The following is a 26,557-nucleotide window of genomic DNA, read 5'->3' as shown; positions in this document are numbered from 1 at the left end:
AATGTAAGCCAATGAGTAAATTAACAGTATATCAATACCCACAATGCAGTACATGTCGGAATGCAATCAAATGGTTACGTGCAGAAGGTCATGAATTGAACTTAATTCATATTGTAGAATCTCCACCTACCGCAGAGCAATTACGTGAATTGGTTGAACATAGCGAACTGGAATTGAAGAAATTTTTCAATACCAGCGGTGAAGTCTATAAAAGTCAGAATCTAAAAGAAAAATTACCATCTATGGATGCTCAAGAACAACTACAATTGTTATCTGAAAATGGTAAATTGATTAAACGTCCGATTGTAACAGATGGGGATAAAGTGACAGTAGGATTCAAAGAATCGATGTATGAAGAAGCATGGAAAGCATAAAGTAGAAAGAATAATATAGCGATCCACCTAAAGAGTATGTCCAAAAGTCTTTTGCTGAGCAGATATTTGCCAGACAAAAGGCTTTTTTATGTTTACTGCTATTTATATGATTCAACACAGCTAGTCACTAGACAATTATTTATTTACATTATCTGCAAAAGAAACGATAATATGAGTGATTTATAATTACAAAAATGGGGGAAAAAGGGTATGAATAAAGTATGGTCGAAAGCATCGGCGATTCTTTTGTTAGGAAGTGCAATTTTGTTCAGTAGTAGTGCATCTACGCCTGTGTATGCTGCATCGTCTACGTACAAAGTGACTTTTGAACAAGCACGATTAGTATCGAATGATCATGTAGGCAATGAGTGGTCTATTGCAGCAGAAGTAGCTGGTAAAGCAATCAATGAAGGCAAAAGTATGAATGTAAGTGTAGATTCGAAGGGAAGTATCAAATTGCATGGCTATGTTGTAGAAGAAGATAAAATTCCCGACGAAGGCGAAAATACCAAAACAGTAAATGTCTCTTCAATCTCTAGCAAAGGTTCAACAGTTAAAGTATTGGTCACAGTGACCGAAAATAGAGGGCGTTATTCTGGTAATGAAGCCGTATGGGAATTTACGTACAAAATCAAAAAACAATAATATATAATATATTGGAGTCGCTTTATATCTGAACATGGATCATGATCATCTCAGGTATAGAGCGATTTTTATAAATATAAATGATTAAAGGATGGAGATTATGCACCAATCACAACTTAATCTGGTTCAAGCATCATCTATACATAGAGAGCAATTGGCTGAATTACGGGCGATGGTTCTGCAAGAAGATCTTACGCGTCTGGGTCGATTTGATGAGCATAAGGTTCGTCAGCGCTTTCGTAATGCTTTTGATCCGAGTTATACATGGTTGATCGAAGTGGAAGGAAAGATAGCAGGTTGCGTTGCTTTAAAGCCAGAACAGGAGGGTTACATTTTAGAGCACTTTTATATGTACCCTGATGTTCAAGGTCAAGGCATAGGCAGTCAGACACTTCATCAATTGTTAGCTCAACCTCATCTGCAAGGGAAAGTCGTTCATCTCAATGTGCTACAAGGTAGCCCGGCACGAAGACTTTACGAACGTTTTGGATTTGAGCTTGATTCTGAAGATGAAGTGGATATCTTTATGAGTCGCACGATATAAATAAATTAGTATGAAAATAAAGAACCCAATATAGAATAGGCAGAAAATTTAAAGTCTTGTGAATACTTGTACAGTGTCGCAGAAATTCGGTATGATATACTCAGATTGGATTCATCTGTATTGAAGAGAGAAGGTAGAAGTGAAGATAATGAAAGATCAAAAAATAATGTTAGTCGATGGAATGGCACTGTTATTCCGAGCTTATTATGCAACAGCACAATCCGGTTATATTCGTCGCACAAAGTCAGGGATTCCTACGAATGCGATTTACGGGTTTGTACGTTATCTATGGGACGCTGTACAACTGTATAATCCTACTCATATCGCTTGTTGTTGGGATGTTAGTAGCAAAACGTTTCGTACCGAAGAATTTGCTGCTTACAAAGGAAATCGTTCGGCTGCACCGGATGATTTGATTCCGCAATTTGATTTGATTTTGGAAGTAACTGAAAGTATGGGGATTCCTAATCTAAGTGCACCTGGTTATGAAGCCGATGATTGTATCGGTACCATTTCACGTGAGCTGGAAGCAGATATGGAAGTTCTGATTTTGACAGGAGATCATGATATGTTACAGCTAGTGGATGAACGGACTAGCGTGATTATTATGAAAAAAGGCTATGGTAATTACAAAGTGTATACGCCTGAGTCACTAATGGAAGAAAAGGAATTAACACCTGCTCAGATTATTGATATGAAAGCTTTGATGGGCGATGCTAGTGACAACTATCCAGGAGTCAAAGGAATCGGTGAAAAAACAGCGATTAAGCTGGTCAAAGAGTATGGAACAATCGCAGGAATTTTGGAAAATTTAGATCAATTAACACCTTCGATTCGTACAAAAATTGAAAATGATCTCGATATGCTTCATATGTCTCATCGCTTGGCGGCGATTCATCGTGAAGTACCTGTCGTCTGTTCGCTAGATGCCAGTCTTTTGCTTTTGGAAGATGATATCATTCTAACGAAATTTGAAGAACTAGAGATCAAAAGTCTTTGTTCTATGTTAGGCGTAGGTGTATTTTAAATGAAAACATTATCGCGCTTAATGATCGCTATATTGTCTATAGTAATGATTCTGTGCTTGCTACCTACTGCTGGTTCTTCAGCGGTAGCAGCAGGGTCAGGAATCAAAGCTGCAACGCAGAAAGTGTCTGCTGCTGGACGAACATTTACTGTACAGACTGTTCGTATTCCCAAAGGAACCAAAACAGACGTAGGACTAGCTAATCAACAAGTCGGTCAGACTGCTTCTTTATCTTCTATCGTCAAACATTATGGTGCTCAAGCAGCTATTAATGGCGCTTTTTTTGAAGCTTATGGCGGTGCGCCTGATCCTTACGGTACGTTAATTAAGAACGGTCGTATCGCGCATTTGGGCAGATATGGCACAACGATAGGATTTTTGGCAAATGGTACAGCGTTGATGGATTCGTTGCGATTGTCTGTCACAGGAACAGTACAATCAACAACAGGCAAATCGTCTAGCTGGTACGCTATCTGGGTCAATCGTCTTCCCGGTGCTTCTAGTACATCTGTTATCTACACGTCTGATCGAGGTACCAATACAGGCTTCACAGGTGGAATTGCAGTTACTGTGGTGAATAACAAAGTAACGCATAAAGGAAACAACAATAAAACCAAAATTCCATCTAATGGATATGTGCTTGTTTATACAGGAGATCAGAAATACGCGGCTGATCGCTTTACGGTAGGTGCTACTGTCAACATGAATATCGCTTACCAGGATATCAATGGGAAAGATATTCCATGGCAACAAGTCGTGACTGCGGTAGGTGCAGGCCCAAGATTAGTGAAAGACAGCAAAATCGCTCTAAATGCAGAAGCAGAAGGATTCCAAGATCCCAAAATTTTGACTGCTGCTGGTGCACGTAGTGGGATTGCAATAATGGCAGATGGTTCGGTGATGATTGCGACTGTTCCAGGAGCAACCATGAAACAATGGGCAGCTATTATGCAAAAGCTTGGCGCTAAACAAGCGATGAATTTAGATGGAGGCGCTTCATCGGGAATGTATGCAAATGGACGTATGCTTACTGCACCCGGACGCTTATTAAGCAATACGTTAATTTTTGGTGCAAGCGGTTCATAATGCAGTAGTGTCGACATCATCTCGACTTCAATATCATATATGATCAAATATGGAGCATCTCTGCACTAATCTAGGAGAATACTAATCTGTCCATACAGGATAACTCAAAGGAGAACTATCATTTATGAAAAAATTAGGGGCTATTGAAGCAGGCGGTACTAAATTTGTATGTGGGATCGGTACAGAGGATGGAGAAATTTTAGAAAGAGTAAGTTTCCCAACCGAAACGCCTGAGATTACGATGAAAAATGTAATTTCCTTTTTTGAAGGTAAAGGGGTTGAAGCAATCGGGATAGGTTCTTTTGGACCGATTGATCCGATTAAAGGCAGTCCAACTTATGGATACATAACGACTACACCCAAGCCACACTGGGGACAATACAATATTGTAGGACATATGAAAGAACATTTTGATGTACCGATCGGTTTTGATACCGATGTGAATGGTGCGGCTTTAGGCGAACACAAATGGGGAGCAGCGCAAGGATTAGCGAGCTGTATTTATATTACGGTAGGTACAGGTATTGGTGCTGGAGCAGTAGTCGATGGTAAAATGCTACATGGACTATCTCATCCAGAAATGGGACATATTTTGGTTCGTCGTCATCCTGATGATCATTTTGAAGGATTCTGTCCTTATCATGGCGATTGTCTGGAAGGTGTAGCAGCTGGCCCTGCGATTGAACGACGCTGGCAAGTTAAAGGTTCTGAGCTAACTCCAGAACATCCTGCATGGGAAATGGAAGCTTACTATCTGGCGCAAGCATTAATGAACTATGTATTGATTCTATCCCCACAAAAAATTGTGATGGGTGGCGGCGTGATGAAGCAAGAGCAATTGTTCCCGCTAATTCGTGAAAAATTACAAAAGCTTTTAGCTGGTTATGTACAGCATCCTAGCTTAAATGAACAAATTGACCAATTTATCGTCCCTCCACAATTGGGTGATAATGCTGGATTATGCGGAGCACTTGCGTTAGCAGATCTAGCATGGTCTGGAGAAAAAGGTGCAACCAATGGCGAATAAGAAAAAAGTAAATCCAGCCATCAAAAGACAGCAACAACAAGAATACAAACAAAAAGAAGCATTACGTCAAAAGAAGTTAATGCGTAATCTTATCATTGGAACTGTAGCTGTTATTGCAGTGATTGTTCTACTTATTATTTTTGTACCGAACAACAAAACAGCTGAAGCGACTACGTTTGATTACAATCAGCTTCCTGTCAAAGGCGAAACTACAGCTCCTGTCAAAATTGTAGAATTTGGCGATTTCAAATGCCCGATTTGTAAGCAGTTCAATGAAATTATTGTGCCACAGATTCAAAAAGATTATATTTCTAATGGCACAGCCGCTATGTACTTTATGAACTTTCCGTTTTTGGGACCTGATTCTACAACAGCAGCTTTGGCTGTAGAGTCTGTGTATCACCAAAACAATGATGCGTTCTGGAAATATTTTGACGCTATTTATACTAATCAAGGCGATGAAAATACAGAATGGGCAACTACCGATTTTCTTGTTAATTTAGCTAAAAAAGCAGATGCGTCTATTGATACCACCAAGCTTCGTCAAGATATCGAAAACAAAACGTATGCCAAACAAGTACAAGCTCAATACGATAAAGGCAAAGAATTAAATCTTCCAGGCACGCCATCGATCTATATTAACGGAGTAGAATATACAGGCGATCTAGGCGATTATACTGCACTCAAAGCAGCAATTGAGAAAGCCAAAACAGAAGCCGGAGCGGAGGGCTAATACGATGAATACAGAATCGTCTCCATCTTTTTTAGCACGATACTATTTATTTCTAGCATGGATAGTCGCTATTGTAGCTACTGGTGGAAGTCTGTATTTGAGTGATGTAATGTTGCTAGAGCCTTGTAAATTATGCTGGTATCAGCGTATTTTTATGTATCCACAGGTGATTTTGCTCGGTATCGCTGCTTATCATAATGATCGACGTATTGTCAGATATTCGATGCCACTCGTTATTCTTGGTGCATGTGTAGCGATTTACCATTATGCAGAGCAACATATTCCAGCTTTGAGCAGAATTTTACCATGTACAACAGGGGTTCCTTGCAATAAGCCTTATTTTGAATGGTTTGGTTTTATCACGATTCCTTTTATGGCATTGATCGCGTTTATCTTGATCGCTTTGTTATTGTGGAGAGGTAGTCGCGCAGCAGATGCTATCGCTTATGAAGATGAAGAAACAGAATAAGTAATCATACCGTTGATTGATATCAGTACCATGTCTTCTTTTTAGCATTTATTGTTGAAAAGAAGACTTTTTTTATAATCCAACGATAGAAATATATGAACCTGACGTATGAACAGTAGGACTTGAAAAAAACGTCTATTTTGAATCAATTTTGATCTATTTGATGTAATGAGTACGTTTAACGGTTAACTATAGTAAGAGAATACTGTTCAATAACTAGATAAAAGTGGAGGAATGTCGAATGAGAGAAGGCAATTCAATATATGAAGTAGAGCCGTGGTCGATTCGAGAATCTTCGTTTGACCCTATCCACAATCGTAGAGGAGAAACTATTTTTACGGTTGCTAATGGATATTTGGGAATGCGTGGTCATTTTGAAGAAGGATTAGAAGGTGCAGGTATTAATGCACTGAATGGTACGTATTTGAATGGATTTTACGATTCAGCAGATATTACGTATGGAGAAGAAGCTTTTGGTTATGCCCGTAAGCGTCAGACGATGTTAAATGTAACGGACAGTAAAATTATTGAGTTATTTATTGATGGCGAACAATTTAATTTATTAAGCGGTCGTGTGATAGAATACGAACGTATTTTGGATATGCAACATGGGATTTTATCGCGTCATGTCGTATGGGAAAGTGGCACAGGTAAACAAGTGCAAGTCGATACACAGCGCTTAATTTCGTTTGATAATAAGCATGTAGCTATGGTTCGCTATACGGTGAAGCCTGTTAATTTTACAGGAGAAATTAAATTGATCTCTGCCTTAAATGGTAAAGTGACTAATGAAATATCAGCAGACGATCCACGAGCAGGGTCAGCTTTTGGAGGACAAGTATTACATACGGTTCAGTCGTATGAAGAAAATAAGTTTATGGCTCTAGAGCAACGTACGACCGAAACAGAATTTCATTTATTGTGTGGCGCAGAGCATACGTTAAATTATGACTATACGTTATCAACGATTCAAGAAGATGAGCGTATTGCGAAAGCATTTACTATGCAAGTGGACGAAGGACAATCGGTTACATTGGATAAATCTATTGTTTATTATTCTTCAAAAGATTATGAAGTAGATCACTTGCTAATTTTGGCTCAGTCTACGTTAAAAGAAGTCAAAGCAAATGGCTGGGATGCTTTAACGATAAAACAAAAAGAATATCTAGATGAATTCTGGGAAATTGCAGATGTGAATGTAGAAGGCGATGAACTGTTACAACAGGGATTACGATACAATGCGTATCAATTATTCCAATCGGTCGGTCGTGATGGCAAAACGAATATTAGTGCGAAAGGAATCACAGGCGAAGGGTATGAAGGACATTATTTCTGGGATACAGAGACATATATGTTGCCATTCTTCTTGTATACCAAGCCCGAGTTAGCCTTGCGTCTGTTAGAGTATCGTTATTACACACTGCCCAAAGCAAGAGAGCGTGCAGTAGAAATGGCAGCAGAAGGTGCTCTATTCCCATGGCGTACGATCAACGGAGAAGAAGCCTCTGCTTATTATCCAGGAGGAACGGCTCAATTTCATATCAATGCCGATGTAGCTCATGCGATTATTCAATACGTAGAAGCAACAGGCGATCAAGACTTTTTGCAGAGTAAAGGTCTGGAGATGTTAATCGAGATTTCAAGATTCTTCTTATCTGTAGGGAATTGGATTACAGGTAAAGGATTCTGTATTAATGGAGTGACTGGCCCTGATGAATATACAGCGATTGTAAACAACAATACGTATACTAATATTATGGTCAAAGATGCATTAGAATTTACTGTACATGAATTAACACAGTGGGAAGAATTAACTCCAGATTCTTATCTAGCGATGCACAGTGTTATGGGACTAACCGAAGAAGAAATTGCAGATTGGGCACGTGCTGCGGATGAAATCTATATTCATCGCCAAAATGGATTGATCGGTCAGGATGATTCGTTTCTGGATAAAGGCGTATGGGATTTTGACAATACGCCGGCTGAAAATTATCCATTACTGCTGCATTACCATCCATTGGTCATTTATCGTCAGCAAGTGATCAAGCAAGCGGATCTGATTCTGGCATTTTATTTGCTAGGTGAGAAATTTACCAAGCTAGAAAAAGTCAAAAACTATGCCTATTATGAGCCATTAACAACACATGATTCTTCGTTGTCAGCAGCGATTCATGCGATTATTGCAGCAGAGCTTGGTAATATGGATCATGCGTATAACTTCTTTATCGAATCGGCACGTATGGATCTGGATGATATTCATGGTAATGTCAAAGACGGTATCCATGCTGCATCAATGGCAGGTAGCTGGTTAACGATTATTGGTGGATTTGCAGGTATGCGTCAATATGACGGTCGATTACACTTTGAACCGAAATTACCGCCAAGCTGGACAGAGTACTCGTTCCGGGTACAATTTCAAGATCGCCTTGTCAATGTAAATGTAGAAGGCAACAAAACAACATACAGTCTTGTTCGCGGAGAACCGTTAACGATAGAACATTATGGACAAGAATATGTAGTTGCAATGACACAGCCACTTGAAGCAAACAATCGTGATCTGTGTGCAATAGTATTCGGCTTGGAAGGTGTAGTTATTCCGGTTATTGATGAAGAATCAGAAACGATTGAATCCGCAGAATTGTTGCCAGGTGTAGAAGATTTACTACAACATTTTGCCGATCATAATATCGCTGTTGTTTTGGCATCTCACCGTAGTGATGCAGAAGAAGTGGTAGAAAAATTGGGAGTACGACAATATTTCAACCGCATCATTACATCAGATGATGTAGAGTTCAGTAAGCCTGATCCTGAAATATTTATCAAAGCAGCTAACGCAGTCAATATTCATCCTTATCACACGATGGTTATTGAAGATTCTACCGAATCGATCCAATCTGCCCGTCAAATCGGGATGAAAACGATCGCTGTAAGTTCACTAACCCGAATCGATAGTGCACACTTTACAGTACCCGGCTTAGATGGACTAAACCTAGAAACCATGATCCGCTGGATGCAACTTCCTTGATTAAGCGCTTGGCACCATAAGCGCGACCAGTGAAATAAAAAAATGATTTTTGCATCAGCAAAATATCTTACATTAAGCGCTTGGCACCACAAGCGCGACCCGTAAAATAAGAAAGTGATTTTTGCTTAGCAAAATATCTTACCATCAGCGCTTGGCAGTATAAGCGCGACCAAGTGAAATCAAAAAAGCTGTCCTTGTTCATCAATTGACGATGAATAAGGGCAGCTTTAATCTTTTCAGATCCAATCTTTTTTGCGGAAAGTGAAAAACATAGTCAAACCTAGCGTAATCATAATCCCGATTACCAGTGGATAACCGAAACGCCAATGCAATTCAGGCATATCTTCAAAGTTCATTCCATAAATACCTGTAATTACAGTCAACGGCATAAATATCGTTGTGATCGCTGTAAATACACGCATGATTTCATTCGCACGATTAGAGATACTGGACTGATAAGCTTCTCGTAAGTTACCCATCAGATCGCGGAATGTATCAAACATCTCAGATACTTTTACCGCATTCTCGTACACGTCACTGAAATATTTTTGCAATTGATCATCGATCAAACGGAGGTCTTTTTTATTCAATGTATTGATGACTTCACGCTGAGGTCCCAATACACGTTTGAGCCACAAAATTTCGCCACGCAAACCGATAATTTCGTTCAAATGCGATTTTTTGGTATGCATCAATATATTTTCTTCCAGTAGTTCGATCTGATCTTCGATCCGGTCACCGACAGCGAAGTAATTATCAACGACAAGGTCAATTAACAAATACATGAATTTATCAGCGCGACTCACTTCTTCTTCCCATAAAATCGGTTTGAGAACACGCAATTCATTAATTTTCTGCTTGGTCACTGTAATAATATAATGCCGTCCTAGAAAAATATTCAAGGCGCGCAAAAAAATCTCTTCGTTATCAAAACGAATACTGTTGACTACAATAAAATAATGACTTTCATAAATTTCGATCTTAGGACGCTGTTCTTCCTCACTCAAACAATCTTCTACAGCCAGATCATGAAGCATAAAAAGTGGTTGTAATTCGATCAAATCTTCCAAATCTGCGTCGATCCAATAAAATCCTTCTTCAGGTGCTACCAGTGTGTCGGTAATATTTTCTACTGGAGTAAATGCTCCAGCATTGACGTGCCGAACTTTCATTGTGTTCTACTCCTTTATTATGAAATGAGCAGGGAAAGAAGCGGCAACCGCACACTTGTTTACAAAGCTTCGCTATAATTTATGAAAAACGGAGAAGATTTTTCAATAATGGCGCGTTACTCCAGTGCCCTATGGTTGTCGTTTGTTTCCTGCAATTTGTCCATCCGTCCTGCTGCCAACTGGGCCTCGGGTCGCCTTCCATTTTGAAATTCACCTCTTTGTGATTTAGATATTTATGAAAACTATGAAAAAACGTCAAATACTTGTTAAGTATACCGTGGTCGTGGAAGCCTTTCAAGCTTAAATAAGAAACCTCTTTTGAAATCAACCAATATAGTTACCAACAACTTATTTATCGGTTCAATCTAATACATTTTTCACAGCACTTGACGGCAGACCGTAGAATAGTATAAATTATGGTATAAGAAAAGTATCAAAACATGTTATTTTAAATTGAATAAGCAAATCTTATCAAGAGCAGGTGGAGGGACTAGCCCGATGAAACCCGGCAACCGGCGGTATAACCGCACGGTGCTAATTCTTGCAGAGATATAAGTTGATGTATCATTCTAGACTTAATATCTGCTGACAGATGAGAGAGGCGTCTATTATATACGCGAACATATCGCAAATGACCTTTCTCAAGTATCAGGAGAAAGGTCATTTTTGTATATACTTATAATGAACCTTTCTCCTGAAATGATAAGAAATACACACATCCAAGGAGTGAACGAACATGCCAATTAAGATTCCGGATAGCTTACCTGCCAAAGAAGTATTAACTGGAGAAAATATTTTCGTAATGGATGATAGCCAAGCATTTCAACAGGATATTCGTCCATTGCGAATTGCTATATTGAACTTGATGCCTACTAAAGAAACAACCGAAACGCAGTTACTACGCTTACTCGGAAATAGCCCGCTTCAAATTGATATCTATTTGCTACATGCACAATCCCATACTTCCAAAAATACATCGACTGAATATTTGAACTTATTTTATAAAACATTTGAAGAAGTCAAACATCTGCGCTTTGATGGTCTGGTTGTGACAGGCGCTCCTGTAGAAACAATGGACTTTGAAGATGTGAACTATTGGGAAGAGATTCAAGGGATTTTTGATTGGAGTAAAAAGAATGTCACTTCAACCATGCATATCTGTTGGGCTTCACAAGCAGGGCTTTACCATCATTTCGGTGTTCCCAAAGTCGATTTGCCTGAAAAGTGTTTTGGTGTATTCCCACATACATTAAATAAAGAAAATGTAAAATTGTTACGAGGATTTGATGAGTTGTACTTTGCGCCTCATTCCCGTCATACCGAAGTACGTCATGAAGATATTGCCAAGATTCCTGAACTGGAAATTTTATCAGAATCGGAAGAAGCAGGAGTATATCTAGCCGCTACCAAAGATGGCAGTCAGATTTTTGTAACAGGGCATTCTGAATATGATCCATTGTCACTGAAATGGGAATATGAACGTGATATCGCTAAAGGAATGGATGTCGCACCGCCCAAAAATTATTTTCCTAATAATGATCCATCGCGCACACCACCTTCTACATGGCGTGCTCATGCCAACTTATTATTTTCCAACTGGCTAAACTATTATGTATACCAAGAAACACCATATGATTTGGAAAGTGCCAAAGCTGAAGCAGGTAATTACTGTATCTAATTTGAGATCAACCCAATCGATTGTTATTTCAGAGGAGGAATTATAGTATGACGGATCATCATTCAAGCGAACGAACTCTTAACATTGAAAGCAAATTGGCACAGATCGGTTCGATTAATGAACCGGTAACAGGGGCAGTTAATTTTCCGATTTATCAATCAACTGCCTTCCGTCATCCCGCTCTTGGTAAAAGTACAGGCTTTGATTATATTCGTACAACCAATCCAACTCGCGCTGTACTAGAACAAGCGGCGGCAGCATTAGAATCAGCAGATGCAGGATTTGCCTGTAGTTCCGGTATGGCTGCTTTACAGACCATTTTTGCGCTTTTCGGTCAGGGAGATCATCTGATCGTATCGCTTGATCTGTATGGTGGCACATACCGTCTGTTGGAGCGTATTTTATCCAAATTTGGAGTAACTGCTTCTTATGTAGATACCAATGATCTAGAAGCGTTAGAAAAAATAGTTCAACCAAATACCAAAGCTGTATTTATCGAGACGCCAACTAATCCGTTAATGATGGTTACCGATATCAAAGCTGTAGCTACTTGGGCAAAAAGCCATCAGTTGCTGACGATTGTTGATAATACGCTGTTGACTCCTTTTTTCCAGCGTCCGATCGAACTGGGAGCAGATATTGTGATTCACAGTGCTACCAAATATCTAGGTGGACATAATGATGTGTTAGCAGGATTGATTATGACCAAAGGGGAAGAATTATCCGCTGAAATGGCTTTTCTGCACAATTCTATCGGAGCCGTATTGTCCCCAACCGATTCGTATCAATTAATGCGTGGAATGAAAACATTGGCATTGCGGATGGAGCGTCATGAATATAATGCTACAGCAATGGCGAAGCATTTAGTAGATCATCCGCAGATTGCAGAAGTGTTCTATCCTGCACTACCGGATCATCCGGGATATGATGTCCAAAATCGCCAATCTAGCGGAAATACAGGTATCTTTTCGTTTAAAGTGAAAGATGCGCGTTATATTGAACCGATTTTGCGTAGTATTCAATTGATTGCTTTTGCTGAAAGTCTAGGTGGCGTTGAATCGTTAATGACGTACCCAACGGTACAGACACATGCAGATATTCCAACTGAAATTCGTGAAGCGATTGGTGTGGATGATCGTCTATTGCGCTTTTCTGTAGGGATTGAGCATATTGATGATCTGATCGCTGATCTTGATCAAGCGCTGGAAGTAGCACGCCTTGAAGTAGAAGGAGCGTGATCGATAATGACTTATTCTTCAGATCGTCAAGCTTCACGCAAAATAGATACCAAACTGATTCACTTTGGTGCTGAAATCGACAAAACAACAGGTGCATCCAGTGTGCCGATCTATCAAGCGTCTACTTTTCATCAAGAAGATATCTCGAATCCACCACTTCATGATTATAGTCGTTCAGGCAATCCAACCCGTCAAGCGTTAGAAGATTATATTGCTTTGTTAGAAGGCGGAGCTTCAGGATATGCTTTTGCTTCAGGAATGGCGGCGATTTCTACTGCCTTTCTGATTCTATCCGCAGGTGATCATGTGATCGTGACTGAAGATGTGTACGGTGGTACATATCGTTTTCTGACTACTGTATTGAATCGAATGAATATCGAGATTAGCTTTGTAGATATGACCGATCTGGATCAAGTGAAAAATGCGCTTCGTTCCAATACAAGAGCTGTCTATATGGAGACACCATCGAATCCAACGCTCAAAATTACAGATATCGGCGCAGTGACCGCTTGGGCGAAAGAACATCATCTACTTACTATGGTAGATAATACGTTTATGACTCCTTATTATCAGCGTCCGATCGAAATGGGCGTCGATATTGTGTTGCACAGTGCGACCAAATTTCTAGGTGGACATAGTGATGTACTGGCAGGATTAGCGGTTGCACGTACCCCTGAGATTGGTGCTCAACTCAAGCATTTACAAAATGGACTGGGAACGGTACTTGGCCCTCAAGATTGCTGGTTACTTATTCGGGGAATGAAGACTCTTGCAGCTAGAATGAATCATTCTGAAAAAAGTACTGCCAAATTAGCAGACTGGCTGAGTCAACGTGATGATATTACAGCATTATATTATCCGGGATTAGCCAATCATCCAGGAGCCACCATTCATGCGGCTCAATCGTCAGGTGCAGGTTCTGTGCTTTCCTTTGATGTTGGTTCAGGACAGCGTGCCAAAAAAGTATTGGATCGAGTGCAATTGCCTTTAGTGGCTGTAAGTCTAGGAGCAGTCGAAAGTATTTTATCGTATCCAGCCACAATGTCTCATGCCGCTATGGGTGAAGGCGTACGTAAAGAACGTGGAATTACCGATGGATTGTTGCGTTTTTCTGTAGGCTTAGAAGATATTGATGACCTGATTGCTGATCTGGAACAAGCTTTGCAAGATTAGTCTTGAATATAGAAATTAAAAGTGTGAAAAAAAGCGGTATACCTTTTAAAATAGGGTATACCTCTTTTATGTATGATAACAAGTAGAATTAAACGTTAATGATCCAATTTGGTATCCTTATTGTTTCGATACTGGGTTTGGTTGTAACGATTATAGTAGCTATGAACCAAAACAAAAAGAAATAGACCGCCTGTAGCAAGGGTTCGGTCTATTTCAATAAATTAGATCCACCTGAGTTGCCGACTGCTCTTAAAGCAGACTGTTGCCAAGCAGAAAAGATGTTGACGCATCTTTTCTGCTTTTTTATAGCAAACATCTAAAAAGCGACAAGTATCTAATTCACAATATAATGTTGTATATACTCATACTACATCATATTCTAAAATGAAAATAAATTATTTTCAAATGATAAAATCGCTAAATTCCCTTATCCAATCAGCATTTAGTTGATACGATATGTATAATTATTATTACAAAATATCACCTTCCTGTCACAGTCAACGACTATTTTTCATTTGTGAAATATGGTACGATGAATGTGTTGTCATTATTTCAATTTTTAGATATGCATTTTGTGCCTAAATGGGTTATATATAGGACAATGCTCAAATTCACCTTCAGACACCAGTAAGATGTCTGAATAGGATAAGGGAGGCTGCAATATGAGCGCGGTAAACCGTATCTTGGAAAAAGCCGAACGGGGCGAACGCTTAGATTTAGAAGAAACTATTATGCTATATGAGTCCGATGAGATCGAGAAAATGGGACATGTAGCCAATCAATTAATGTTACGCAAAAATCCAGATCCAATTACAACGTTTGTGATTGGGCGTAATGTTAACTATACGAATGTCTGCGACGTATTTTGTCGTTTTTGTGCTTTCTATCGTAGTCCGAATTCAAAAGAAGGTTATGTGTTATCGGATGAGGTCATTTTGCAAAAAATTCAGGAAACCGAAGATGTAAACGGAACTGAAATTTTGATGCAAGGTGGAGTAAATCCCAATCTTCCTTTTGAATACTATACCGATCTTTTGAAAAAGATTAAAAAGAATTTCCCTAATATCACCATGCACTCTTTCTCGCCTGCTGAGATTATGAAAATGAAAGAAATCTCTGGTATGTCTTTGGAAGATACAGTACGTGCAATTCATGAAGCTGGACTTGATTCATTGCCAGGTGGTGGTGGAGAGATTCTAGATGATCGTACTCGTCGTAAAATCAGTCGTTTGAAAGGTTCTTGGCGTGATTGGATGGACGTTATGCAGACAGCTCACAAAGTAGGCATGAACACCACAGCGACAATGGTTATCGGATTCGGTGAATCGATGGAAGAACGTGCGCTTCATTTATTGCGTGTACGTGAAGCACAAGATGAATGTATCCGTAATGGCTATGATTCTGAAGGTTTCCTTGCTTTTATTTCGTGGACATTCCAACCGGATAACACCAATATGAAAGCTGAAAAGCAAACACCAGAACAATATCTAAAAAATGTAGCCATCAGTCGAATCGTACTTGATAATATCAAGCATTTCCAATCCTCATGGGTAACGATGGGACCAGAAGTAGGTAAAATGTCTCTTCATTACGGTTGTGATGACTTTGGTAGTACGATGATGGAAGAAAACGTAGTATCTGCGGCAGGTACAACGCACAAAGTAAATATTGAGCAAACCTTGCAAATTATTCGTGAAGCAGGCAAAATTCCTGCTCAACGGGATACCAAATATAATATTCTCAAAGTATTTAACGATGAAACGCAAAAAGTCGCTCATGACTTTATTATGCAGAACTAATCCGTATGTAATCATAAAAAAGCTCAACGATCAGTTTATAATGATCGTTGAGCTTTTTTTATTGCTTATTAGGATGCCAAAATGAAAATAGAATATTGTTATTAAAGTGACAGGCTTAGCGGATACCTGTTGCTAATTCATCTACGACTTCTTGTACAGTTTGGATTTTGGTAATAGGTGTAATGCCCGTTCCTACAGTGATAATACCACCTTCGCCGTTGCCTTCAAGCATACCGATACGTATAGCACCAGCACCACCAGCAGCTTGAGCAATTTCTTCACGAGATGCTCCTTGTTGATCCATGTCTACTAATTTCTCAACAAGTGGTGTAGGGAGTGAACGATAATAAGCAGGCAAAGTGCGGTACAACAACAAATCAGAAGCAGAAGCATCTACGATTTTTTGCTTAACCGATTCTGCTGCTGGATTTTCAAACGTAGGAATAAACCGACTTCCCAAAAAGACACCTTCTGCCCCTAAAGCAAAAGCACTTGCAACCCCGCGAGCATCACCAATTCCACCAGCAGAGACGACTGGAATATCTAGTACATCGACAATCATAGGCGTGATTGTAAATGTACCAATAATACTTGTTGGTAAAGTACCACCTTCATCGAATCCTGTTACGACATAGATATCTACACCCATAGCTTGAGCAGCTCTGGCATCTTCTAAAGTTGGATTCAAAGGACGATAAATAATTTTAATATTCGCTTCTTTTAGAGGAATTACAATCTTTTCTGTAAGTGTTCCTTCAGCCCCATTCAGAAGAACCGTTTTGACATCTTCTTCAATAATAATTTCCAAAATAGGCCAGGTGTATTTCAAATCGCCATCCACAATAACAGTTGTTCCAAATGGCTTATCTGTGAGTGCTTTAGTTTTGCGAATCTCACGGCGCATCCGTTCTGCGGTTTCCTCTGGCGAAACAGTAACAGTCGTTTGACCGGCATTAGGACCAAGAATCCCCAAACCTCCTGCGTTACTGACAGCCGCTACAAATTCAGCATTTGTAATCCAGCTCATAGGGCCTTGTATAATAGGCTTTTCAATTCCAAGAATATTGGCTACCCGATTACTCATTATATTCATCCTTCCATCTTATCAAATAGTACATAACGTATAGCTATGCATTACTATGAAGTGTAATTAGTCCACTCTAGTCGATAGAGTGGTTCCAAAACCATCATACGTTTGAACATTTTATTTGCAAAGAAGGCAATTTTAATGAACATAGTACATCATTTTGTACTTTTAGATAGGAAGGAGAATATTCTTACATATTTTCAAAATCGTAAGCACGTTCTACTTTGCATATTTTCACCGAATACGATTGATACCATGTTTGTTTTCCTTTATCTTGAGCAATCTGATGAGCAGGATTACTTTTCCAATGACGAATATCTTCAAGTGTTTTCCAATAAGAGATCGTCACACCTGCTCCTGAAGATTCACGATAACTTTCGATTCCTAGAAATCCGGCTTGATCTCGTCCCATCGATTCCATCTGATCTGCCATTTGCCCATACCCTTGATCACCTGTCGTTCGTTGGCTGGTGAAAATCACTGCATAATAAGGTACTTCAAAACGATTGGATAATAGATTCATATTCGTCATCCTTTCACTTCACTTTGAGTTAAGTATATCTAGCCTATTCGCATAAATAAAATGAATGTTTATAATAATAAGTATGAATTATTTTCAAGTATAAAAGAGGTGGATCGTATACATCTTCATAAATATCAGATTTTTAGTACAGTCGTGAAGTTAGGAAGTCTGACCAAAACAGCACAATCGCTTAATCTTACTCAATCTGCGGTAAGCCACGCGATATCTGGATTGGAAAATGAATTGGGATTGAAATTGTTAATTCGTAATCGATCAGGGATTCGTCTGACGGATAGTGGAGAACGAATATTGAAAAAGATAAACGAACTGTTGCAAATCAATGATCAACTGCTGATCGAAGTCGATGCTATTAAAGGATTAGAGACAGGTACAGTCACTTTAGGCACATTTTCAAGTGTATCGATTCAGTGGTTGCCACAGATTATGCAACAATTTCAAGAACAGTATCCTCATATTGATATTCAATTACTAGATGGTAATTATGATGAGATAGAGAATTGGATTGTGGAAGGTCATGCAGATTTGGGATTTGTGAACTTACCGGTATCTTCAACACTACAATCTATTCCTTTGTATCAAGATCAAATGTTATGTGTATTACCTGCACATCATCCTTTGCACCAATACGATTATATTGAGCTTGAGCAGATTGTAGATGAACCGTTTGTGATGCCAGTAGCAGGTTGTGATACCGATGTACAAATGATTTGGAATCAAGCCCATATGACTCCGACAATCAAATATCGGTTAGAAGATGATCATGCCATTATAGCGATGGTGAAGCATGGTCTGGGCATTAGTATGTTACCTGAAATGATTTTGCACTCCATGTATACAGAAGATTTGTGTTTGCGACCACTGGCTGGAGCACATCATCGAACGATTGGAATTGCTGCAACTTCGTTCAAAACGATGTCACCTGCGGCACAGAAATTTATCGACTGTATTCAATCTTTTGTAGATCAGTACCCGATAGCTGATGTGGCTATATCCAATCAATTACTGTAATAACAGCTGTTAGGTTGATAATAGGGTTATATCGAAGTTAGTGATATAATATATAAGTGCATTTACGTTAGCACATCTTTTTTCACTGGCATAAAAGCTAGAATAACCTATTTGTTGAAGGAGCTTTAGATGTTATGAAATTAATGTTTATTTCTGATATACATGGATCGTTGCACTGGTTAAGACGAGTGTTGGAAAAAGCTGAGATTGAGCAACCGGATCAATTGATTTTTTTAGGGGATTATATGTATCATGGCCCACGTAATCCATTACCGGAAGAATATAATCCGTCTGAAGTCGCGAATACATTAAATTTATATAAAAACAAAATTATCGCTGTACGAGGAAATTGTGATTCTGAAGTGGATCAAATGTTACTTGAATTTCCGATGATGGCAGACTATATCATGTTGTATCATGAAGGGATGCGCATCTATGTTACGCATGGTCATGGATACAGTATTGATAATCTACCGTTGTTACAACCAGGAGATGTATTTATTCAAGGGCATACTCATGTACCTGTAGCTGATCTGCAAGACCATATCTATGTGCTTAATCCAGGTTCTGTCGCTTTACCGAAAGAAGACTATCCTAATTCATACGGTATTTTGGAACATGGTACATTTACAGTGAAAGACTTTGATGACAATATGATCAAATCGATCTCATTCTCTTGACGCTTGACCGATACACTTTTATAATGATGAAGCAATGTATCATCTAAATGGACAAAGCATCGATAAAGATATGAGTTATAGTGATAGTCCTGTACAGAGAGAAGGAAAGTAAGACGCTGCAATTCCTTCCTGTGACAGCTATAATCTTACCCCTTTAGAGCTATAAAGTTGAATCCGAATCTGTATGTCGTTTCGGTATTATATTTTATCGGATCATCCCCGTTATCAGATGTCGAATGAAGGATCTGCCAAAAAGAAGCTTATTCTACGAACAGATCGAATCAGGGTGGAACCACGGGTACATACACAGCACTCGTCCCTTGCGGGATGGGTGCTTTTTGCTGTTTTTAATTGTAATAATTACGAATAAAACAGTTGATAACAGTGCATGCAGATACACCAATAGATGTATATTACTAAGGAGGAAATAATATGGCGATTCAGATTAGCTTACCGGACGGTTCTGTCCGTGAGTATGAAGCAGGCAGTACAATTGGAGATGTAGCCAATTCAATCAGTAAAAGTTTGTTCAAAAGTGCAGTAGCAGGGAAATTGGATGGTATCGTAGTCGACTTAAATACACCACTCCATGACAAAGCATTAGTCGAAATTGTTACTCCTGATAGCGCGGAAGGCGTAGAAGTGATTCGTCATAGTACAGCGCATTTACTTGCACAAGCTGTAAAACGTTTATTTGGTCAAAATGAAGTAAAATTGGGAATCGGCCCTGTGATTGAAGATGGTTTCTATTATGATATGGATTTGGAACATCCTTTGAATCCAGAAGATTTGCAAAAGATTGAAAAAGAAATGGAACGTATTGTTTCTGAAAATCTACCGATTACACGTCGTGAAGTGAGTCGTGAAGAAGCACTTAACATTTTCCGTGAACTGGAAGATCCGTACAAGATCGAATTGATCGAAGCTTTGCCAGAAGATAGTGTAATCACAATTTATGATCAAGGCGAGTTTTTTGATTTATGTCGTGGACCACATGTACCATCTACTTCTAAATTAAAAGTATTTAAATTGCTAAGTGTAGCAGGTGCTTACTGGCGCGGAGATAGCAAAAACAAAATGTTGCAACGTATCTACGGAACAGCTTTTAACAAAAAGCCAGAACTAGAGCAACATCTTCATTTCTTAGAAGAAGCTAAAAAACGTGATCACCGTAAGTTAGGTAAAGAACTACAAGTGTTTACATTTTCTCCACTTGTCGGTCAAGGTCTACCGATCTGGTTGCCAAATGGTGCAAAATTGCGTCGTACATTGGAACGCTATATCGTAGATTTGGAAGAAAAATTGGGTTATAGCCATGTATACACACCAGTATTAGGTAACGTAGATTTGTACAAAACATCTGGTCACTGGGAACATTACCAGGATGATATGTTCCCGAAAATGGTATTGGATAATGAAGAATTAGTGCTTCGTCCAATGAACTGTCCGCATCATATGATGGTGTATAAAAGTGATCTACGTAGCTATCGTGATCTGCCGATTCGTATTGCAGAATTGGGTATGCAACATCGCTACGAAATGTCGGGTGCATTAACAGGTCTACATCGTGTACGTGCGATGACGCTAAATGATGCTCACTTATTCGTACGTCCAGATCAGATCAAGCAAGAATTTGCACGTGTTATCGAATTGATTATGGAAGTATACAAAGATTTCGGTATTACCGATTACCGCTTCCGTCTGTCTTATCGTGATCCTGCAGATACAGAGAAATATTTCCCTAACGATGAAATGTGGGAAAATTCGCAACGCATGTTACGTGAAGTTGTTGAAGGTCTGGATATGCCTTTCTATGAAGCAGAAGGCGAAGCAGCATTCTACGGTCCGAAGCTAGACGTACAGATTCGTACAGCATTAGGTAAAGAAGAAACATTGTCTACTGTACAATTGGACTTCTTATTGCCAGAGCGCTTTGAATTAGAATATATCGGCGAAGATGGACAAAAACATCGTCCGGTTGTTATTCACCGTGGTATTTTGGGTACAATGGAACGCTTTACAGCATTTTTATTGGAAAACTTTGTTGGTGCATTGCCATTATGGTTGGCTCCTGTACAAGCTAAAGTCATTCCAGTATCCGGTGCATTTGAAGAATATGCCCGCAAAGTAGAAGACGATCTTCGTCGTAGCGGAGTAACGGTAGAATCCGATCTACGTAACGAGAAATTAGGTTACAAAATTCGTGAAGCACAATTGGAAAAAATTCCGTATATGTTCGTTGTCGGTGAGAACGAAATGAACGCTGATTCGGTGTCTGTTCGTAAACGCGGCGAAGGCGATATCGGTATGATGTCTGTCGAAGAAACGATCAAAATGTTACGTGATCAAATCGCAGATCGTACTATTTTTTAAATAACGTATAGCTAACTATTTCGTTATCATTTATAAGCTGTTACACTAGCCCTAATTCAGGTATGATTTACTGATTAGGGCTTTTCTCCGTCTATAGACGGATACGAAGTTCATTCTGATGCCACTATTGTTCTGTTCTAATTATGAGTACACTACATATATAGAAGTACAGAAAGCGAGGAACGAGAATGAATAGACATTTATTCCGCAAAACATTCTGGGGTATAGGCTTAATCGGAATTGGCGTCGTATTTATGTTAAATAGAATGAATTTGATCGATTGGGGCATCGGCGATGTGATTTCATTGTTATGGCCGCTGATTTTATTAGAAATAGGATTAAACGAATTACTTTTTAAATGTAAACGTGATATCGGTGGTTGGATTATGACCGTTCTAGGTGTTTACTTTTTAGGTAGAAATATAGGGATGATTGATTATTCGTTAATCGATGCAGTCAAAATGATGATGCCATTGCTACTGGTATTAGGTGGATTGCATTTGATCTTCAATCGACGTCAACCGAAAAAGTCTTCTAAACAACAACCACCATTGAATGAAGATTATTCTGCTCCGCCACCACCACCGCCTGCATCTCCATTAGATGATTGGTTTGAACAAGAAATGGAGCGTAAAGGCAAACCGGTGCATTCAACAGATTACACTAAAGAATTTGTAGAGCGTTCTTCGTCATCTTCGGAATCGCCACGTTCTACGTATGGTACAGATCAGCAATCGTTTCGTACCAAAATTAATTTAAATAAAGAAGATATTCGTTCTTATTACAAAAATCAAAATAAAGATGCACATCGTGAACAATGGAAACAGCATCGTCATGACTGGAAAAAGCATCATCGCAAAAAATGCGGTTATGATTATGATTACGATTATGATCCTTCAGTAGAAACCAAATCTGGTTTTATCGGTGATGTGCATATTGGTAAAGATTATTTTGAACTCAAACCGATGAATATTTCTCATTTTATTGGTGATACCATGTTAGACTTAACCAAAGCACAGATTGCTTATGGTGTAACCCGTATCGAAATTTCTGCTTTTATCGGTGATGTGAAAGTCTATATTCCAAGTGGAATTGAAGTAGGCATCAAAGCGCAAGGCAATTCATTTATCGGTGATATGAATATTCTTGGACGTGAGCGCGAAGGTATGATGAGTCATATGGATGGTGAAACGATCGGATATGAAGAAGCAGGCAAGCAAATAGAACTTGTAGTCAATGCTTTTATCGGTGATATTCAGATTAGTCGGGTGGGTTAATGGATGCGAACAAAATGGTTTAAAAATATCAAATGGGAATTAATCGGCTTTTTCACAACAGGTGGATTATTGACCGTTATTATTATTTTTCTAGCGATCAGACAAGGGTACATTATACTCAGTGTACCCTATGTTTGGTACTATTATATTGCAGGTATTATTCTGATCTGTATGGCAGCAGGTTATATAGCAGGTCAACGTGTTCAGCGCCGGATTGATTATGTTCATTTAAAAATGGCTCAAGTAGGTAAAGGAAATTTTAGTATACGAATGGAACCTACAGAAGATGAATCATTTAACCGGGTGCATGAACAGTTCAATACGATGATGAGTACAGTTGAACGAAAAATGCGAATTTTACAGCAATTGGGTGAAAAAGAAGTCATGGAGCGCGCGATTGAGACCGAACGAGCGGTATTGGAAGAACGACGACGGATGGCTCGTGATCTACATGATTCAGTCAGTCAGCAATTATTTGCTATTCATATGTCTGCTTCATCGTTACCGAAAATGTTAGAAAAAAATGAACAACAAGCCAAAATCGTTATGGATCAAGTGATTCAAATGTCGCAATTAGCGCAAAAACAAATGCGAGCATTGATTACACAACTTCGACCTTTAGAACTGGAAGGACGTTCTTTAGCAGAAGCATTAGAATTCTGGTTTCCAGATTATTGTCGTCACAATGGGCTTAAAGGAATGCAAGATATTGAATTGACAGGGCGACTGACGGAAGCAAAAGAACGTCAGCTTTTTCTTATTGTACAAGAAGCGCTTGCTAATATTATCAAACATGCAGATGCCACGATTGTAAGTCTGTCTTTACAAGAAGATCGCCATCATGTAGCTCTGCATATTAGCGATGATGGTAAAGGATTCAATAGCTCGATGCATAAGCAAGGGTCGTATGGATTAACGATTATGTCAGAACGAGCTGAAAAGTTAGGCGGACAAGCAGAAGTGATTAGTCGACCTGGTGCTGGAACAACAATACGTATCCATATTCCCAAATTCGATATTCATGAAGAAGAGGAGAATCATGATGGAGAAAATAAAAATTCTGTTAGCGGATGATCATGATATGGTGCGAATGGGTCTCAAAACATATCTAATGCTAGAAGAGCAATTTCATATTATTGCCGAAGCGGCTAACGGTAGAGAAGTGCTTGATTGGTTAGAACAAAGTAATGAACACGAGATGCCTGATTTAATTTTGATGGATATGATGATGCCTGTCATGAACGGTGTTGAAGCTACCCGTCTGGTATTAGAGAATTATCCACAGATGAAAATTGTGATCTTAACTAGCTTTTTGGAAGACGAGCTGGTGGTAGAAGCGATTGAAGCAGGGGCGGTCAGTTATATTTTAAAAACAGTATCTGCTGAAGAATTAATCTATGCACTGCAAGGAGCAAGCCGGGGTATGCCTGTGATGACCGGTGATATTTCTCAAGCGCTTACTAGAGGAATTCGTCAACGCAGTACTGTACAAAATGAAGCTTCTCAATTGACCGTTCGTGAACGTGAAGTTTTGATGTTGATTGCAGAAGGCATGAGTAACAAAGAAATTGCTGAAGAATTACATATAAGTATCAAAACAGTCAAAACACATGTCAGTAATTTGTTGATGAAATGCGAATTAGAGGATCGGACGCAACTGGCTATTTATGCTCATCGCAAAGGTTGGGTCAGTCAACATTAGTGTACTCACATATACAAAAATTGATAACATTTCCTAAACTTATGGTATATTAACTTACTCATCTAGGATTTATTTTCTTTTTAATTGTTTTTAAGGTGAGATTAAGGTTAATAAGCGAATATAAGGATGTAGCAAATAACACATCCGGTTATTTTAATATCATGGGAACCTTGGGAGGTTGACTTCAATGGACGAAAAGAACAAAAATGATTTGAATAATGGCTTCAATCCTGATGGCCAAAACAATGATACAGCAAACCGTAATACCAATGAATCGAACTCAAATAATGATTCTTCATCAGACCAATCGCATTATTACTCATATGGTCCTTTCCAATCACTAAGCAAAGATAAAGATGGAGAGGAAGTTCGACAAGAACCTGCTCAGGAAACTAGAAAAATGGAAATGACTCCATCGCAATCTAGTCGTCCAGTGTATCCAACGAATGCAACTCCACCGCCACGTACAGATCATATTGATTCTCTAAATGGAAATCATGATGATAACAATGGCAACCGCAAAACCAGTCAATTTCAATACAACAGACCTAAAACTTCTGCCAAAACAGTTATTGCTTCTATATTAGCAGGGATGTTGATTATGACAGCAGGGATGTTTGGTGCAGATCGTGCTAATCTATTTACCCCAGAGTCAGAATCAACCACGACAACCAATATCGCTCCTGCTTCTGCTGTTACAACAGATAATTCTGTAACGCAAGCAGCATTGCCTGCTGGATCAGCAGATGTAGCTGAAGTAGCAAAAAGTGCCAGCCCTGCTGTTGTAAAAATTGAAACGTTGTCCAAATCCGGTGCAGCTAGCGGCGGAAACAATCCTTACAATGATCCAGCTTATCGTTTCTTCTTCGGTGATCAAGGCGGAGGGAGTAATGAAGGTGGAGGCAATGGCGGAGATAGCAGTGGCGGTTCTTCCGGTTCTCTTACTCCACTCGGTATTGGATCTGGATTTATTTTTGATAAATCTGGATATATTTTAACGAATGCGCATGTAGTCGGTGAAGCAGATGTAATTCAAGTAACTCTTGAAAACAACAAAACACCGTACACTGCTAAATTAATGGGTAAAAGTACAGATCTTGACCTTGCTGTACTAAAAATCGAACCTAAATCTGGAGAAACGTTCCCATCTGTGACTCTAGGTAACTCTGATAATGTGGCGATCGGAAGCTGGTTAGTAGCGATCGGTAATCCTCAAGGATTTGACCATACTGTAACAGCAGGGGTGTTAAGTGCTAAAGAACGTAGCATTACAGCATCTGATGCATCCAATGGACAATCTACAGATTACACTCATTTATTGCAAACTGATGCTTCTATCAACCCTGGTAACTCCGGTGGTCCATTGCTTAATATGAATGGACAAGTTATCGGTATGAATACAGCGGTTAGTGAAGATGCACAAGGGATTGGATTTGCGATTCCTTCTAATGTGATTTTAAATGTAGTGGATCAACTGAAAAAAGGTGAGAAAATCCCAACAACACCTGTTCCATTTATCGGTGCTTCTCTTATGTCATTGACAGCTGAAGTATCCAAACAGTTGGGTATTGATACTACAGAAGGTTCTGTAGTTACAGAAGTATTGTACAGATCTCCTGCTTATCAAGCTGATCTACGTTCTTATGACGTAATTACAGGAATCAACGGTACAAAATATACAAACAGTCAGGATCTAGTCGCAGCTATTCAAAAACTAAAAGTTGGCGATTCGGCTACACTGAATGTGATTCGTAATGGCAAAACGATGGATCTTAAAGTAACGATTGGTAATCGCAATGACTTTGATACGACTTCTCCAAGTACAGGCGGTACAGGTCAATAATAGAAAGTTACGAAATGAGTATGCTTAGTTGTACTGAGTATATGATAGATCAA

The 26,557-nt window shown here is 39.1% G+C and carries 24 protein-coding genes and 1 riboswitch; of the genes, 21 read left to right on the top strand and 3 right to left on the bottom strand.

Going from position 1 to position 26,557, the window contains the following annotated elements; translation table 11 throughout:
• Positions 1-11 precede the first annotated feature (11 nt).
• The 9 genes from PQ460_RS17035 (at position 12) to PQ460_RS16995 (ending at position 8,930) form a co-directional block, all read left to right on the top strand.
• Positions 12-374: an arsenate reductase family protein gene (locus PQ460_RS17035; protein WP_273615439.1), complete on the top strand. Its 363-nt coding sequence runs from the start codon at positions 12-14 to the stop codon at positions 372-374.
• Positions 375-584: 210 nt separating this feature from the next.
• Positions 585-1,019 (top strand): hypothetical protein, encoded by a 435-nt coding sequence (locus tag PQ460_RS17030; RefSeq protein ID WP_274170545.1) that lies wholly within the window; start codon positions 585-587, stop codon positions 1,017-1,019.
• 100 nt (positions 1,020-1,119) lie between these two features.
• The gene (locus tag PQ460_RS17025) at positions 1,120-1,563 is read left to right on the top strand and encodes a GNAT family N-acetyltransferase (RefSeq protein WP_274170544.1); all 444 of its coding nucleotides are present in this window, start codon (positions 1,120-1,122) and stop codon (positions 1,561-1,563) included.
• 148 nt (positions 1,564-1,711) lie between these two features.
• Positions 1,712-2,590, top strand: a complete 879-nt coding sequence (locus tag PQ460_RS17020; protein ID WP_274170543.1) for a 5'-3' exonuclease — start codon at positions 1,712-1,714, stop codon at positions 2,588-2,590.
• Positions 2,591-3,676 (top strand): phosphodiester glycosidase family protein, encoded by a 1,086-nt coding sequence (locus PQ460_RS17015; RefSeq protein ID WP_274170542.1) that lies wholly within the window; start codon positions 2,591-2,593, stop codon positions 3,674-3,676.
• Positions 3,677-3,800: 124 nt separating this feature from the next.
• Positions 3,801-4,703: an ROK family protein gene (locus PQ460_RS17010; RefSeq protein WP_274170541.1), complete on the top strand. Its 903-nt coding sequence runs from the start codon at positions 3,801-3,803 to the stop codon at positions 4,701-4,703.
• Complete coding sequence (locus tag PQ460_RS17005; protein ID WP_274170540.1) at positions 4,693-5,436, top strand: DsbA family protein; 744 nt, start codon at positions 4,693-4,695, stop codon at positions 5,434-5,436. The genes PQ460_RS17010 and PQ460_RS17005 overlap by 11 nt, the downstream gene beginning before the upstream one ends.
• Before the next feature lie 4 nt (positions 5,437-5,440).
• A complete protein-coding gene (locus PQ460_RS17000) occupies positions 5,441-5,905 on the top strand; it encodes a disulfide oxidoreductase (RefSeq protein WP_204825066.1) in 465 nt (154 codons plus the stop codon).
• 241 nt (positions 5,906-6,146) lie between these two features.
• Positions 6,147-8,930: an HAD-IA family hydrolase gene (locus PQ460_RS16995; protein WP_274170539.1), complete on the top strand. Its 2,784-nt coding sequence runs from the start codon at positions 6,147-6,149 to the stop codon at positions 8,928-8,930.
• Positions 8,931-9,166: 236 nt separating this feature from the next.
• On the opposite strand, the gene corA is transcribed toward PQ460_RS16995, so the two are convergent.
• On the bottom strand, positions 9,167-10,102 hold the full coding sequence (gene corA, locus PQ460_RS16990; RefSeq protein ID WP_204825064.1) for a magnesium/cobalt transporter CorA: 936 nt from the start codon (positions 10,100-10,102) through the stop codon (positions 9,167-9,169).
• Positions 10,103-10,567: 465 nt separating this feature from the next.
• Positions 10,568-10,701: riboswitch (SAM riboswitch) on the top strand.
• Positions 10,702-10,838: 137 nt separating this feature from the next.
• On the opposite strand from corA, the gene metA reads away from it, so the two are divergent.
• From metA to mqnC, 5 genes are all read left to right on the top strand, one after another.
• Positions 10,839-11,780: a homoserine O-acetyltransferase MetA gene (metA, locus tag PQ460_RS16985; protein ID WP_273615447.1), complete on the top strand. Its 942-nt coding sequence runs from the start codon at positions 10,839-10,841 to the stop codon at positions 11,778-11,780.
• Between the two features lie 47 nt (positions 11,781-11,827).
• Positions 11,828-13,018: an aminotransferase class I/II-fold pyridoxal phosphate-dependent enzyme gene (locus PQ460_RS16980; RefSeq protein WP_274170538.1), complete on the top strand. Its 1,191-nt coding sequence runs from the start codon at positions 11,828-11,830 to the stop codon at positions 13,016-13,018.
• A gap of 6 nt (positions 13,019-13,024) precedes the next feature.
• A complete protein-coding gene (locus PQ460_RS16975) occupies positions 13,025-14,191 on the top strand; it encodes a trans-sulfuration enzyme family protein (protein ID WP_273615449.1) in 1,167 nt (388 codons plus the stop codon).
• 98 nt (positions 14,192-14,289) lie between these two features.
• Positions 14,290-14,376, top strand: coding sequence for a putative holin-like toxin (locus PQ460_RS16970; protein ID WP_273616264.1), 87 nt, complete (start codon positions 14,290-14,292; stop codon positions 14,374-14,376).
• Positions 14,377-14,853: 477 nt separating this feature from the next.
• Complete coding sequence (mqnC, locus tag PQ460_RS16965; RefSeq protein ID WP_204825060.1) at positions 14,854-15,990, top strand: cyclic dehypoxanthinyl futalosine synthase; 1,137 nt, start codon at positions 14,854-14,856, stop codon at positions 15,988-15,990.
• Between the two features lie 115 nt (positions 15,991-16,105).
• On the opposite strand, the gene PQ460_RS16960 is transcribed toward mqnC, so the two are convergent.
• Together PQ460_RS16960 and PQ460_RS16955 are read right to left on the bottom strand one after the other, a co-directional pair.
• Complete coding sequence (locus PQ460_RS16960; protein ID WP_274170537.1) at positions 16,106-17,074, bottom strand: NAD(P)H-dependent flavin oxidoreductase; 969 nt, start codon at positions 17,072-17,074, stop codon at positions 16,106-16,108.
• Between the two features lie 193 nt (positions 17,075-17,267).
• Positions 17,268-17,600, bottom strand: a complete 333-nt coding sequence (locus PQ460_RS16955; protein ID WP_273615451.1) for an antibiotic biosynthesis monooxygenase family protein — start codon at positions 17,598-17,600, stop codon at positions 17,268-17,270.
• A 108-nt stretch (positions 17,601-17,708) separates the two neighbouring features.
• On the opposite strand from PQ460_RS16955, the gene PQ460_RS16950 reads away from it, so the two are divergent.
• The 7 genes from PQ460_RS16950 (at position 17,709) to PQ460_RS16920 (ending at position 26,504) form a co-directional block, all read left to right on the top strand.
• A complete protein-coding gene (locus tag PQ460_RS16950) occupies positions 17,709-18,629 on the top strand; it encodes a LysR family transcriptional regulator (RefSeq protein ID WP_337993937.1) in 921 nt (306 codons plus the stop codon).
• A 134-nt stretch (positions 18,630-18,763) separates the two neighbouring features.
• Positions 18,764-19,309 (top strand): phosphodiesterase, encoded by a 546-nt coding sequence (gene yfcE, locus PQ460_RS16945; protein WP_273615452.1) that lies wholly within the window; start codon positions 18,764-18,766, stop codon positions 19,307-19,309.
• 432 nt (positions 19,310-19,741) lie between these two features.
• Positions 19,742-21,682 carry a threonine--tRNA ligase gene (gene thrS / locus PQ460_RS16940; protein WP_273615453.1) on the top strand — a complete coding sequence of 647 codons (1,941 nt, stop codon included), beginning with the start codon at positions 19,742-19,744 and terminating at the stop codon, positions 21,680-21,682.
• Between the two features lie 188 nt (positions 21,683-21,870).
• Complete coding sequence (gene liaF / locus PQ460_RS16935) at positions 21,871-22,959, top strand: cell wall-active antibiotics response protein LiaF (protein WP_274170536.1); 1,089 nt, start codon at positions 21,871-21,873, stop codon at positions 22,957-22,959.
• 3 nt (positions 22,960-22,962) lie between these two features.
• Complete coding sequence (locus tag PQ460_RS16930) at positions 22,963-24,033, top strand: sensor histidine kinase (protein ID WP_273615455.1); 1,071 nt, start codon at positions 22,963-22,965, stop codon at positions 24,031-24,033.
• The gene (locus PQ460_RS16925) at positions 24,002-24,661 is read left to right on the top strand and encodes a response regulator (RefSeq protein WP_274170535.1); all 660 of its coding nucleotides are present in this window, start codon (positions 24,002-24,004) and stop codon (positions 24,659-24,661) included. The genes PQ460_RS16930 and PQ460_RS16925 overlap by 32 nt, the downstream gene beginning before the upstream one ends.
• Before the next feature lie 187 nt (positions 24,662-24,848).
• The gene (locus PQ460_RS16920) at positions 24,849-26,504 is read left to right on the top strand and encodes a S1C family serine protease (RefSeq protein ID WP_274170534.1); all 1,656 of its coding nucleotides are present in this window, start codon (positions 24,849-24,851) and stop codon (positions 26,502-26,504) included.
• Positions 26,505-26,557 lie beyond the last annotated feature (53 nt).

Origin of the sequence: Paenibacillus sp. KACC 21273, assembly GCF_028736095.1 — a bacterium.
GTDB lineage: Bacteria > Bacillota > Bacilli > Paenibacillales > Paenibacillaceae > Saccharibacillus > Saccharibacillus kyungheensis.
Note: the sequence above shows the minus strand (reverse complement) of the source record. Positions and strands in the feature narration are given on the sequence as shown.